This is a genomic window from Duganella sp. OV510, assembly GCF_900100205.1.
GTDB lineage: Bacteria > Pseudomonadota > Gammaproteobacteria > Burkholderiales > Burkholderiaceae_D > Rugamonas.
Genome location: NZ_FNEQ01000014.1, coordinates 1 through 13565 on the forward strand (window position 1 = coordinate 1; position 13565 = coordinate 13565).

Sequence of the window (13565 nt, forward strand, 5' to 3'; positions counted from 1 at the left end):
AACCAGATCATCGCGCTGACCACCGCCGCTGTATCGGGTCTGAGCACCGACGCAATCGTCGCACTGACGACCAGCCAGGCTGCTTCGCTGACCACCCAGCAAGTGGCTGCCCTGTCGACCAACGCCATCGCCGCGCTGCAAACCCAGGACTTCGCTGCCCTGAAAACCGCAGCCATCGCCGGTCTGTCCACCAACCAGATCAAGGCACTGACCACCGACCTGATCGTTGCCCTGAGCACCGCTGAAGCCAACGCCCTGAGCAGCGCGCAAGTTGCTGCCCTGAGCACCGACGCAGTCGCCGCGCTGGAAACCGCTGACATCGCCGCCATCAAGACCGCAGCATTCGCGGCCCTGAATTCGGCACAGGTTGCTGCACTGACCACCGAGCAAGTCAACGGCCTGGCCACCGCACAACTGGGTGCACTGAGCACCAACGCGATCGCCAACGGTCTGACCACTGATCAAGTGGTTGCCCTGACCTCGGCTCAACTGACTGCCCTGAGCACCGCCCAACTGGGTGCCCTGTCGAGCAACGCCATCGGCGCGATTGAAACCCGCGACATCGTCGGTATCAGCACCGCTGGTATCGCTGCCCTGAAATCGGCCCAGCTGGCTGCACTGACCTCGGATCAAGTGGCTGCACTGACCACCAACCAGATCATCGCGCTGACCACCGCCGCTGTATCGGGTCTGAGCACTGACGCAATCGTCGCGCTGACCACCAGCCAGGCTGCTTCGCTGACCACTCAGCAGGTTGTCGCCCTGTCGACCAACGCGATTGCCGCGCTGCAAACCCAGGACTTCGCCGCACTGAAAACCGCTGCGATCGCTGGCCTGACCACCAACCAGATCAAGGCGCTGACCACCGACCTGATCGTTGCCCTGAGCACCGCTGAAGCGAATGCCCTGAGCAGCGCGCAAGTTGCTGCCCTGAGCACCGACGCTATCGCTGCGCTGGAAACCGCTGACATCGCCTCGATCAAGACCGCCTCGTTCGCGGCCCTGAACTCGGCTCAAGTTGCTGCACTGACCACCGAGCAAGTCAACGGTCTGGCCACCGCACAACTGGGCGCCCTGAGCACCAACGCCATCGCCAACGGTCTGACCACCGACCAGGTTGTCGCTCTGACCTCGTCGCAACTGGCAGCACTGAGCACCGCCCAACTGGGTGCTCTGTCGAGCAACGCCATCGGCGCGATTGAAACCCGCGACATCGTGGGTATCAGCACCGCTGGCATCGCTGCCCTGAAATCGGCGCAACTGGCTGCACTGACCTCGGATCAAGTGGCTGCACTGACCACCAACCAGATCATCGCGCTGACCACCGCCGCTGTATCGGGCCTGAGCACTGACGCAATCGTCGCGCTGACCACCAGCCAGGCTGCTTCGCTGACCACTCAGCAGGTTGTCGCCCTGTCGACCAACGCGATTGCCGCGCTGCAAACCCAGGACTTCGCCGCACTGAAAACCGCTGCGATCGCTGGCCTGACCACCAACCAGATCAAAGCGCTGACCACCGACCTGATCGTCGCCCTGAGCACCGCTGAAGCGAATGCCCTGAGCAGCGCCCAAGTTGCTGCCCTGAGCACCGACGCAGTTGCTGCGCTGGAAACCGCTGACATCGCCGCCATCAAGACCGCATCGTTCGCGGCCCTGAACTCGGCACAGGTTGCTGCACTGACCACCGAGCAAGTCAACGGCCTGGCCTCAAGTCAGTTCGCAGTGTTGAGCACCGTTGCCCTGGCTAACGGCCTGACCACGGATCAAGTGGTCGCGATGACCTCGCAACAGTTCGCTGCGCTGACCACCGCGCAAGTGGGTGCTCTGTCGAGCAACAGCATCGGCGCCATCGAGACCCGCGACATCGCAGGCATCAGCACCGCCGGTATCGCGGTACTGAAATCGGCGCAACTGGCTGCACTGACCTCGGATCAAGTGGCTGCACTGTCGACCAACCAGATCATCGCGCTGACCACCGCCGCTGTATCGGGCCTGAGCACCGACGCGATTGTGGCACTGACCACCAGCCAGGCTGCTTCGCTGACCACGCAGCAAGTTGCTGCGCTGAGCACCAACGCCATCGCGGCGCTGCAAACCCAGGACTTCGCTGCCCTGAAAACGGCTGCGATCGCCGGTCTGTCGACCAACCAGATCAAGGCACTGACCACTGACCTGATCGTTGCCCTGAGCACCGCTGAAGCGAACGCCCTGAGTAGCGCCCAAGTTGCTGCCCTGAGCACCGACTCCGTCGCTGCGCTGGAAACCGCTGACATCTCCGCGCTGAAAACCGCAGCGTTCGCTGCGCTGAACTCGGCCCAGGTTGCTGCACTGACCACCGAGCAAGTCAACGGCCTGGCTACCGGTCAGTTCGCTGTCCTGAGCACCACGGCAATCGCCAACGGCCTGACCACCGATCAAGTGGTGGCGATGACCTCGCAACAGTTCGCTGCGCTGACCACCGCGCAAGCAGCTGCCCTGTCGAGCAACAGCATCGGCGCGATTGAAACCCGCGACATTGGCGGCCTCAGCACTGCTGGCATCGCCGCCCTGAAATCGGCGCAACTGGCTGCACTGACCTCGGATCAAGTGGCTGCACTGTCGACCAACCAGATCATTGCGCTGACCACCGCCGCAGTTTCTGGCCTGAGCACCGACGCAGTGGTTGCGCTGACCACCACGCAAGCTTCCGTGCTGAACACGCAGCAAGTTGTGGCGCTGTCGACCAACGCAATTGCCGCGCTGCAAACCCAGGACTTCGCCGCACTGAAAACCGCAGCCGTCGCCGCCCTGACCACCAATCAGATCAAGGCGCTGACCACCGACCTGGTCGTGGCGCTGACCACCGCTGAAGCGAACGCCCTGAGCAGCGCGCAAGTTGCTGCCCTGAGCACCGACTCGGTTGCCGCGCTGCAAACCGCAGACCTGGCTTCGCTGAAGACTTCGTCCTTCAACGTGCTGAACACTGCCCAGGTTGCTGCACTGACCACCGAGCAGGTCAACACCCTGGCAACCGCCCAACTGGCTGTGCTGAGCACCAACGCAATCGCCAACGGTCTGACCACCGACCAGGTTGTTGCGCTGACCTCGACCCAGGTTGCCGCGCTGACCACCGCGCAAGTAGGCGCGCTGTCGACCAACAGCATCGGCGCGATCGAAACCCGCGATATCGTGGGCCTGACCACCGCCGGCGCCGCCTCGCTGAAATCGGCGCAGATCACCGCGCTGACCACCGACCAGGTGAACTCGCTGTCGGCGGCCCAGACGATCGCGCTGACCACCGCTGCCTTCGCCGCACTGAACAGCGACCAGGTGGCTGCCTTCACCACCACCCAGGCTGCCGCGCTGAACTCGCAGCAAGTGGTGGCGCTGAGCACCGCCGCCATCGCCAACCTGGAAACGGCTGATCTGAACGTGCTGAAAACCGCTGCTGTCGCAGCGCTGACCAGCAACCAGATCAAGGCGCTGAGCACCGACCAGGTCGCCAGCCTGTCGACCGGCAGCGTTGCCGTGCTGACCACCTCGCAAGTGGCCAACGGCCTGACCACCGACCAGGTGGCCGGCCTGACCTCGAACCAGGTGGGCGCGCTGAGCACCGCGCAAGTGAACGCCCTGTCGACCGCCGCCGTGGCAGCGATCGAAACGGCCGACATCGGCGCGCTGAAAACCTCGACGATCGCCATCCTGCGCACCGCCCAGGTGGCCGCGCTGAGCACCGACCAGGTGAAAACCCTGAGCACCGCCCAGGTGGCTGCGCTGAGCACTGCGGCGATTGCCGTCGGCCTGAGCACCGACCAGGTCGTGGCGCTGTCGAGCAACCAGTTCAACGCACTGAGCACCAACCAGCTGCGCGCACTGTCGACCAACAGCATCGCGGCGATCGAAACGGCTGACCTGCAAGCACTGTCGACCGCTTCGTTCAAAGCGCTGAGCACCACCCAGCTGGTCAAGCTGACCACCGACCAGATCGTGGCGCTGACCACCGGCCAGATCAAAAATCTGACCTCGCAGCAGGCCAACGCGCTGACCTCGTCGCAAACCCAGGCCATGAGCACGGCCCAGGCTTCGGCGCTGTTCAACGCCTCGCACGGCATCTCGCCGATCGTGCTGGACCTGAAAGGTGACGGCATCACCACGCTGGCCGCCGGCAACGGTGTCAGCTTCGACCTGAATGCAGACGGCAGCAAGGAACAAGCCGGCTGGATCGCAGGCGGTGACGGCCTGCTGGTTCTGGATCGCAACGGCGACGGCAGCATCAACGACGGTAGCGAACTGTTCGGCACGGGCACCACGCTGGCCAACGGCTCGAAAGCGTCGAACGGCTACGAAGCCCTGGCTGAGCTGGACACCAACGGCGACGGCGTGATCGATGCCAAGGACGGCGCCTTCAGCAAGCTGCAAGTGTGGGTCGACGGCAATGCCGACGGCATCAGCACTGCGGACGAGCTGAAATCGCTGACCGATCTCGGCATCACCAAGCTGAGCCTGAACGCCAAAGTGGATGGTTCGTCGAACAACGGCAACACCATCGGCCTGACCTCGACCTTCGAGACGGCCGACGGCGCATCCCACGCTGCCGCCGACGTCTGGTTCGCCGTCAACAACAGCGCCTCGTCGCTGACCAGCTCGGTAAGCAACCTGTCGGGCGCCCTGGCCAGCTTCAACGCCGCGTCGTCGACGCCGACCGCCACCAAGCTGGAAATGCCTACCGCCAACAACACGGCAGTGGCAGCCCTGGCTAGCGCGATCGGTAGCTACGACAACAAGCTGACCGCCGCATCGGGTCAGGTCGCCAGCGACGAAACCCAGCGTCTGAAAGCGCTGCTGACCGGCAACCATGCTCAAGGCATCCTGGCTGCCAAGTAAGCACCACGCTGCTTAAACGCTAGCGTCAACAACGGCAAGGCCTGCGGGCCTTGCCGTTTTTTTTTGAGCGAGCGAATAGCAAGGTAAAAGCACTTGTTTTTCTACAACAGAAAAGGCGGCGTGAAACGTTGCACTGGGTTAGAATCCTCAAGCTGGCACGATAGTGCGCCAATGCAAGCTTTTTCCTTTACAGGCCTATGCAAGATAAATTCCCCCACACCGCGATTCAGTGCTTGACTGCCATCGCGCAGCATCATGGTCTGCAAATCAATCCGGAACGCATCATTGATGAAAACGCCTTGCGGGCGGAGGAACCCACCACTGGTGCGCTGCTGCGCATTGCGTCCGACATCGGCCTGAAAGCCAAGGCGGACACGCTGACCTGGTCGCGCCTGATGGCGCAGGGCGGCGTGTTCCCGCTCATGGCGCGGCTGGCGGACGGCAATATGATCATCGTGGTCGGCGTCAAGCCGGGCGAGAACGGTGGCGAGGATCAGGCCGCCGTGCTGAACCCGGCCGCCGCCAACGCCCAGGTGGTAATGGTGGCACGCAGCGAATTCGAGAAGCGCTGGAAGGGTGAGGTGTTCTTCGTCAAACGCCAGCACAAGCTGACCGATCCCAACCAGCCGTTCGGCCTGCGCTGGTTCATTCCCGAGATTCTCAAGCAGAAGGCGGCTTTCCGCGACATCTTCATCGCCGCCATCGCCATGCAGCTGCTGGCGCTGGCCTCGCCGATCTTCTTCCAGCTGGTGATCGACAAGGTGCTGACGCACCAGAGCGTGACCACCTTGCAGGTGCTGGGCGTCGGCATCGTCGCCGCGCTGATCTTCGACTCGACCTTCGGCTTCCTGCGCCAGACGCTGACCTTGGCCGCCTCCAACAAGATCGACATGCGGCTGACGCGGCGCGTGTTCGGCCACCTGCTGTCGCTGCCGATCGACTTCTTTGAAACCACCAGCGCCGGCGTGGTCACGCGCCACATGCAGCAGCTGGAAAAGATCCGCAACTTCCTCACCGGCCGTTTGTTCATGACCGGGCTCGACCTGATCGCGCTGGTGGTGTTCATTCCCATCCTGTTCAGCTACTCGATGAAGCTGACGCTGATCGTGCTGCTGTTTGCCGCCATGATCGGCGGCATCGTGCTGGCCATGGTGCCGACCTTCCAGCGTCGCCTGAGCGCGCTGTATTCGGCCGAGGGCCAGCGCCAGGGCATGCTGGTGGAAACCATCCACGGCATGCGCACGGTGAAAGCGCTGGCGATCGAGCCGTCGCAGCGCCGCGTGTGGGACCAGCGTTCGGCCGAAGCCATCACCATGCACTTCCGCGTTGGCCAGATTTCCATCGCCGGCAACTCGCTGACCGACTTCCTCGGCAAGCTGATGCCGGTGACGCTGATTATCGTCGGCGCCTCCGACGTGTTCGACAGCACGCTGTCGGTCGGTGCGCTGATCGCCTTCCAGATGCTGTCCGGCCGCGTCACGCAGCCGCTGATTTCCATCGTCGGCCTGGTCAACGAATACCAGGAAACCGCGCTGTCGGTGCGCATGCTGGGCGAGGTGATGAACCGCGCGCCGGAAGGCCGCCCAGGCGCCAACGGCCTGCGTCCGGTGCTGGAAGGCGAGATCAAGTTCGACAACGTGGTGTTCCGCTATCCGGGCGCGCAGAACCTGGCGCTGAACAAGGCTTCGTTCACCATCGAAAAAGGCATGGTAGTCGGCATTGTCGGCCGTTCCGGCTCCGGCAAGACCACGCTGACCAAGCTGATCCAGGGCCTGTATCCGTTGCAGGAAGGCCTGGTGCGCTTTGACGGCTTTGATGCGCGCGAGATCGAATTGCCGCACCTGCGGCGCCAGATCGGCGTGGTGTTGCAGGAGAACTTCCTGTTCCGCGGCACGGTGCGCGACAACCTGTCGATCACCAAGCCGGACGCCACGTTTGAAGAACTGGTGGCCGCTGCGCAGGCTGCCGGCGCCGACGAATTCATCGAACGCCTGCCGCAGGGCTACGACACCATGCTGGAAGAAAACGCCACCAACCTGTCCGGCGGCCAGAAGCAGCGCCTGTCGATCGCGCGCACGCTGGTGGCGCGGCCGCGTATCCTGATCCTGGACGAAGCCGCCTCGGCGCTGGACCCGGAATCGGAAGCCATCTTCATCAGCAACCTGTCGAAGATTGCCGTGGGCCGCACGGTGGTGATGATTTCCCACCGCCTGTCCACGCTGGTCAACGCCGACCGCATCATGGTCATGCATCAAGGCTCGCTGGTCGATTCCGGCCGCCACGAAGAACTGCTTACCCGTAGCGAAACTTACCAGCACTTATGGAACCAGCAAACAAGTCACCTTTAAACTTCAAGCGCGGCAAGAAGGACGAGACCGAAATCGAGTTCCTGCCGGATGCGGACGCCATCGAGCGCAATCCGCTGCCGAAGTTCGTGCGGCTGACGCTGCACGTTCTGCTGGGCGCGTTTGTGTTCTTCATCATCTGGGCCTCGGTATCGCCGGTGGACAAGATCGTCATCGCCCACGGCAAGCTGGTCAATCCGCTGCCGAACATCGTGGTGCAACCGCTGGATACCTCGATCATCCAGAGCATCGACGTGCGCGTTGGCCAGATCGTCAAGAAAGGCCAGCTGCTGGCCACGCTGGACCCGACCTTCACCGCCGCCGACGAAACCCAGTTGCGCCTGCGCCTGCAATCGCTGGACACCCAGGCTGCCGGCCTGCGCGCGGAGCTGTCGGGCAAGCAGGGCGCCAATCTCGCTTCCGGCGCCAGCGACGACGCGCTGCTGCAGGCGCAGCTGTCGAGCGAGCGCAAGGCCAACTACGAAGCGCAGAAGAACAAGATGGAGCAGAACATCGCGCGCCTCAAAGCCGGTCTGGAAACCAACAAGCACGACCAGACCATCCTGGCCCAGCGGGTGAAGTCGCTGCGCGAGGTGGAAGCCATGCAGGAACAGCTGATGGCCGAGCAGTTCGGCGCCAAGATGCATCTGCTGGAAGCGCGCGACCGCCGCCTGGAAGTCGAGCGCGACATGGATTTGCAGCGCAACAAGCTGATCGAGATGGGCCGTGAACTGGCGTCGGCAGAATCGGAGCGGGCGGCGTTTGAGCGCAGCTGGCGGCAGAAGTCGATGGAAGACCTGCTGAGCGCCAGCCGCGAGCGCGACAGCATCAACGAGCAGCTGGCCAAGGCCGACAAGCGCGCCAAGATGGTGCAGATGGTGGCGCCGTCGGACGGCGTGGTGCTGGAAATCGGCAAGCTGTCGGTCGGCTCGATCGTGCGCGAGGCTGAGGCGCTGTTCACGCTGGTGCCGCTGGGCGCCGAGCTGGAGGCCGAGGTGCAGATCGATTCGCAGGATATCGGCCGCATCAAGCCGGGCCTGTCGGCGCACCTGAAAATCGATGCCTTCTCGTTCCAGGAGCACGGCATGCTGGACGGTAAAATCCGCTTCATCAGCCAGGATTCCTTCAAGCGCGAAAATGCCGACAAGGGCGGCGGCACCGATGCCTTCTACCTGAGCCGCGTGCCCTACACCGGCAAGCTGCGCAAACTGCCGGCCGGCGCGCGCCTGCTGCCCGGCATGACGGTGACGGCGGAGATCGTGGTGGGCCATCGCACGGTGATGTCCTACCTGCTGTTCCCGTTGACCCGCGCGCTGGACGAATCGATCCGCGAACCTTAATTCCTAGCTGGAGCCGCAACGTGTTTACCATCATCATTCCTACCCATGACCGCCCGCTGCTGCTGACCCGCACGCTGGAATCGCTGATCGCCCAGACCTGCCAGGATTTCAAGGTGGTGATCGTGTCCGACACGCCCGGCTATCTGCCGCCATACCAGCAGCTGACGCAGCTCGACAAGCGCTTCGACTATGTGCTGCGCGCCACCGGCGTGCCGGGACCCGCCGCCAGCCGCAATATGGGCCTGGCGATTGCCGATTCCGAGTACATCCTGTTCCTCGACGACGACGACACCTATCGCCCGGACCACCTGGCCAAGCTGAAGGCGCGCCTGTTGCAGGACAAGCCGGCGCTGCTGTTCCACGATTTCCAGATCCAGCACGAGGACCGCACGGTGTTCCCGCCGAAGCTGCTGTCGGAAGCGCAGAAGGCATCGATTGCCGACGTGACGTTCGACAGCGTGTACGTGCGCAACCGCATCCCGAACAGCTGCATCGCCTACCGCAGCGATGTGCTGCGCGGCGTGCGCAACGAGACCGATCTGATTATTTACGAGGATTGGGAGTTCCTGCTGGCGGCGATGGCTGGCCGTGAACTCGTGTATTTCGATACCGATGGCGTAGTGATACACAAGAGTGCCGCCACGGCGCCGGAGAATATGCGGCGCGGCAATTCGCGCGACGACAAGATTGTTGAGGTGATGCTGCATTTGTACCGCAAGCATCCGGCGCCGAATATGCAAACCCGGCTGGCGCGGCAGGCGCTGATGGCGAGCGCGAATATTCAGCTGGATCTGGACAACTTCTAAGCCGCCGTCGTATGGGTCCCGGCCTGCGCCGGGACGACGTCAGCTGTTGTGGAACAGCGCCAGGCCTTGCGCCAGCCCGACCTTGGGCCGCCAGCCCGGCACGCTGCGATAGCTGTGCCACGGCAGCATCACTTCACGCTCGCGGTAGGGACGGCCGCCCCATGCGATATTCAGCGGCTTGCCGCTGACCTGCGCATACAGCGCGGCGATCTCCTTCAGCGGCACCGGCTGGCCGCTGGAGACGCCGTACTCCTCGATGCCTGCCGCCTGCGTCGCCAGCTGCTCGCTGGCCAGCACGAAGGCGTCCATCACATCATCGATATACACCAGGTCGACCAGCTGTTCGCCTGGCGACATGCCAAGCGACGTGCCCTCGTTGGCCACGCGCTTGAGCAGGTTCAGCACCTTGGGCCGCGTGTCGCCGGCGCCGTAGGTGTCGAACAGCTTCAGCGTGATCACGCGCAGCTGGTGCACTTCGACGTAGTAGTGCAGCAGCGCGGTGAAGGCGGCCTTGGTGGCGGCGTACAGGCAGACCGGATTGTAGGCCTGGTCCTCGTAGTGTTCCCATGAGGTGCCGGTGTTGACCAGCTGGCGCACGCCGCAGGCGGCCATGGCTTCCACCAGCTGCGTCGAGAACAGCAGATTGGCGTGGATCAGGCGCTCGACATCCTCCGGCTTGTGCGCGGCCAGGAACAGCGAAGCCAGGTGGAAGACCACCTGTGGCGCGGCGGCGCGCATGATGTCGATCAGTTGCAGCGTGCTGCCGTCATGGCGATGCACCTGTGCCTGCGGCGGCAGGCCTTCGGTGGACGAGCTCGCGCGCAGCAGCAGGTGGACTTCCCAGCCGTCGGCCAGCAGGCGGCGCGTCAGCGCGGCGCCGACGAAGCCGGAGGCGCCGGTGAGCAGCGCACGGCGCGGCGCTGTGGAAGCGGGCGTTACAGCGTTCATGCGTCGGCTCCGGCGTTGTAGACGAAAGGCGATTCGAACATCGCCAGCGCCGGGAAGGTACGGTCGCGCGGCGACATCACCGGCTCCTGCACCGGCCAGGCGATGCCGGCAGAATTCCACAATACGCCGCCGTCATTATGGGGCGCGTAGGTGGTGGTGACCTTGTAGGTCATCAGCGATTGTTCGCTCAGCGAGCAGAAGCCGTGCGCCAGGCCGGCCGGCAGGTACAGCATGTGGCCATTGTCGGCGCTCAGTTCCAGCGTGATGTGCTGACCGTAAGCCGGCGAGCCACGGCGCAGGTCCAGTGCGGCGTCCAGCACCGCGCCTTGCGCGCAGTAGACCAGCTTGGCGTGGTCGTGCGGCGGCGTCTGGAAATGCAGACCGCGGATTACGCCGCGCTGCGAGGTCGAATAGTATTCCTCGGCATAGTCGGTCGCCAGTCCGTGCTGGCGGAAGATGTCTTCGTGGAATACCTTGACGAAGCTGCCACGGTCATCGCGGCGGATGTCGGTGATGATCTGGAAGCAGCCGGGAATAGCGGTCGGAATGATCTGCATGATGGCCTTGCTATTTGGGGAAGGTGGCGTCCAGCAGCACCAGCGGGCGCTTGATGACCTTGTTGCCCTCCCAGGCTTCGATGCGTTTGGCCAGCATCAGTGCCTGCAGCCTTTCGCAGCAGAAGGCGATGCTGCGGTCCTCGTAGCCGGGGCGGTGGATGTAGTGGTGGCGGAAAAAGCGCGACGCCACCAGTTCCAGGTCGTGCGCTATCTCGATGAACCATGTGACCGGGATGTACGAGACGGTCGGCGCGGCGATGAAGGCGTTGCTGCTCAGGAAATCCGCTGCTTCCTTGTGGGTGATGACGCCGCAGTCGATGGCGTCGCCGAAGAACATCAGCAGGTCGCGGCCGACGTTGTTGGCCTCGTACTGCTGGAGCAGCGTGCCCGGCCAGCTGACCGTGATCGGCACGATCGGTGTCTGGCCGTCGCCATAGAAATGCTCGGGCTTCACCTGGGCCAGCAGGTCGGGATGGGCGTGCATGTTGAAGCCGTCCAGCGTGCCGATCAGATGGGTCAGCGCGAAGCGCCGGTAATGGCAAAAGCCGACAAAGCCGGTCGCCTTGTTGGCGATCAGCTGGCGGCGCACCTCGAACAGCGCCAGGTATTCGCCCAGGTAGCGGTTGCGCGCCGCCTCTTCCGGCGACATCAGCTGGCTCATCGCCAGGCCGTTTTCCGGCACATAGCTGCCGGAGCCCAGCATGGTCATGAAGTCCGGCATCTTCCAGTTGAAGGGCGCGTGGGCGATGCAGTAAAACAGCGGTTTATCGTTCATCACGCGGGCACGGCCTTAATCAGGTAGTGGGAAGGCTGGGCCGCATCCAGCAGCGTCTGCGGCGCGGCGCCGCTGCTGGCGGCCTGCTGCCGCAGCGCGTCCTCGATCGCCGGCGGCAGCGGCCCCGGGTTCAGCAGCACGCCGTTGTCGACGCGGAAGCCAGCCTGCTGGAACAGTACCAGCATGTCATTGATGCCCCAGGCGTGGCGCGGCGGAACGGACGGTGCATCCCAGTAGTGCCGGTTGATGATGCGGGCGGTGATGCTGGCGTCGAACTGGATCACCTTGCGCACCTGCTGCAGCACCTGCAGCGGGTTGGCAAACTGCTCCAGCGTGGTGTCGAAGTACCAGCCATCGGCCCATTCCAGCTGCTTGTAGAAGGCGTCGCCGGCGCTTTCCAGGTCGGCCAGGTAGACGCGCTCGGCATAGTCGCGCGCCTGCTGCGCAGGCGCCGGATCGGCCTCCACCACCAGCGTGCAGGAAGCCGGATACAGCGCGCGGTAGTCCTGCGCCAGCTCGCTGTTGCTGGCGCCGGCCTGCACCAGCAGGCGGGCGTTGGGCGGCAGCATCGAACGGAAGGGGACGATGTACTGTTCCATCGCCGGCCTAGAAGTTGACGCCGAAGAAGGATTCCAGCTTGTCGACCACGAAGTCCAGCATCTCGCGCGACAGGCCCGGATAGACGCCGACCCAGAAGGTGTCGTTCATCACGCGGTCGGTGTTGGTCAGTTCGCCGGAGATGCGGTAGTGACGGCCCTGCATATATGGCTGACGCACCAGGTTGCCGGCGAACAGCAGGCGGGTGCCGATCTTGTGCTGGTCCAGGTAGGTCAGCAGGTCGACCCGGGCGACATTCGCTTCCGGCTTCAGCGTCATCGGGAAGCCGAACCACGATGGATCGGAGTTCTCGGTGGCTTCCGGCAGGATCAGGAATTCCTCGCACGACTTCAGGCGGTCTTTCAGGTAGGCGAAGTTGTCCTTGCGCGACTGCACGAAGCCGGCCGCGCGGTCGATCTGCGCCAGGCCGCAGGCGGCCTGCATGTCGGTGATCTTCAGGTTATAGCCGAGATGGCTGTAGGTGTACTTGTGGTCGTAGCCGGGCGGCAGTGTGCCGAAGCACTGGCAGAAGCGCTTGCCGCAGGTGTTGTCCTTGCCTGGCGGGCAGTAGCAGTCGCGGCCCCAGTCGCGGAACGATTCGGCGATCGCTTTCAGTTCCGGGTTGTTGGTGAACACCGCGCCGCCTTCGCCCATGGTGATGTGGTGGGCCGGGTAGAACGACATGGTGCCGATGTCGCCGAAGGTGCCGACCATCTTGCCGTTGTAGGTCGAGCCGAGCGCGTCGCAGCAGTCCTCGATCAGCCACAGATTGTATTTCTTGCAGAGGGCGGTGATGACGTCCAGGTTGTACGGATTGCCCAGCGTGTGCGCCAGCATGATGGCCTTGGTTTTCGGCGAGATCGCCGCTTCCAGCTGGCTCACGTCGATGTTGTAGGTGCCCAGCTCGACGTCGACAAACACCGGCACCGCGCCGAACTGGATGATCGGGTTGACGGTGGTGGGGAAGCCGGCGGCGACGCCGATCACTTCATCGCCCTGCTGGATGGCGCGCGCGCCCAGCTTCGGCGAGGTCAGCGCGCTGAAGGCGACCAGGTTGGCTGACGAACCGGAGTTGACGGTGATCAGGAAGTCAACGCCGATCAGCTTGGCCAGCCTGGCCTCGAACTGGTCGTTGAAGCGGCCGGTGGTCAGCCAGGCGTCCAGCGAGGCCTCGACCATCAGTTCCATCTCCGGTGCGCCGACCACCTTGCCGGCTGGCGGGATCACGGTCACGCCCGGTTCGAAAGGTTTCGGTACGCTGGCCAGTGCGCCGTATTCGGCCACCAGCTTGATGATCTGCTCGCGCAGTTGTTCTTTGGTTTGACTCATGATTG

Annotated in this window: 9 protein-coding genes; 4 read left to right on the plus strand and 5 right to left on the minus strand. The window is 63.8% G+C overall.

Annotated features, from left to right (window positions below; genetic code table 11):
- From BLS51_RS27250 to BLS51_RS27265, 4 genes are all read left to right on the plus strand, one after another.
- The coding region (locus BLS51_RS27250) for a beta strand repeat-containing protein (RefSeq protein ID WP_229208075.1) at positions 1–4863 on the plus strand (4863 nt) is incomplete at its 5' end.
- Positions 4864–5096: 233 nt separating this feature from the next.
- Positions 5097–7211, plus strand: coding sequence for a peptidase domain-containing ABC transporter (locus BLS51_RS27255; RefSeq protein ID WP_229207780.1), 2115 nt, complete (start codon positions 5097–5099; stop codon positions 7209–7211).
- On the plus strand, positions 7184–8548 hold the full coding sequence (locus BLS51_RS27260; RefSeq protein ID WP_090192166.1) for an HlyD family type I secretion periplasmic adaptor subunit: 1365 nt from the start codon (positions 7184–7186) through the stop codon (positions 8546–8548). The genes BLS51_RS27255 and BLS51_RS27260 overlap by 28 nt, the downstream gene beginning before the upstream one ends.
- A 20-nt stretch (positions 8549–8568) precedes the next feature.
- Entirely contained in the window at positions 8569–9354 is a 786-nt protein-coding gene (locus tag BLS51_RS27265; protein ID WP_090192163.1) for a glycosyltransferase family 2 protein, read from the plus strand.
- A gap of 39 nt (positions 9355–9393) precedes the next feature.
- Here BLS51_RS27265 and BLS51_RS27270 read toward each other — a convergent pair whose 3' ends face one another.
- The 5 genes from BLS51_RS27270 to rfbH are packed head-to-tail and all read right to left on the minus strand — an operon-like array spanning position 9394 to position 13560.
- Positions 9394–10302: an NAD-dependent epimerase/dehydratase family protein gene (locus BLS51_RS27270; protein ID WP_090192161.1), complete on the minus strand. Its 909-nt coding sequence runs from the start codon at positions 10300–10302 to the stop codon at positions 9394–9396.
- On the minus strand, positions 10299–10859 hold the full coding sequence (gene rfbC, locus BLS51_RS27275) for a dTDP-4-dehydrorhamnose 3,5-epimerase (RefSeq protein ID WP_090192158.1): 561 nt from the start codon (positions 10857–10859) through the stop codon (positions 10299–10301). Before rfbC ends, BLS51_RS27270 begins: the two co-directional genes overlap by 4 nt.
- 10 nt (positions 10860–10869) lie before the next feature.
- Positions 10870–11637, minus strand: coding sequence for a hypothetical protein (locus tag BLS51_RS27280; protein WP_139168807.1), 768 nt, complete (start codon positions 11635–11637; stop codon positions 10870–10872).
- Positions 11634–12233, minus strand: a complete 600-nt coding sequence (locus BLS51_RS27285) for a hypothetical protein (RefSeq protein WP_090192153.1) — start codon at positions 12231–12233, stop codon at positions 11634–11636. The genes BLS51_RS27280 and BLS51_RS27285 overlap by 4 nt, the downstream gene beginning before the upstream one ends.
- A 7-nt stretch (positions 12234–12240) precedes the next feature.
- Complete coding sequence (rfbH, locus tag BLS51_RS27290; RefSeq protein WP_090192151.1) at positions 12241–13560, minus strand: lipopolysaccharide biosynthesis protein RfbH; 1320 nt, start codon at positions 13558–13560, stop codon at positions 12241–12243.
- Positions 13561–13565: the final 5 nt, after the last annotated feature.

Excerpts from the sequence above, each read along its gene's own strand:
- BLS51_RS27285 (WP_090192153.1), bottom strand. The coding sequence starts at position 12,233 with ATGGAACAGTACATCGTCCCCTTCCGTTCGATGCTGCCGCCCAACGCC.
- BLS51_RS27260 (WP_090192166.1), top strand. The coding sequence starts at position 7,184 with ATGGAACCAGCAAACAAGTCACCTTTAAACTTCAAGCGCGGCAAGAAG.
- rfbH (WP_090192151.1), bottom strand. The coding sequence starts at position 13,560 with ATGAGTCAAACCAAAGAACAACTGCGCGAGCAGATCATCAAGCTGGTG.
- rfbC (WP_090192158.1), bottom strand. The coding sequence starts at position 10,859 with ATGCAGATCATTCCGACCGCTATTCCCGGCTGCTTCCAGATCATCACC.
- BLS51_RS27270 (WP_090192161.1), bottom strand. The coding sequence starts at position 10,302 with ATGAACGCTGTAACGCCCGCTTCCACAGCGCCGCGCCGTGCGCTGCTC.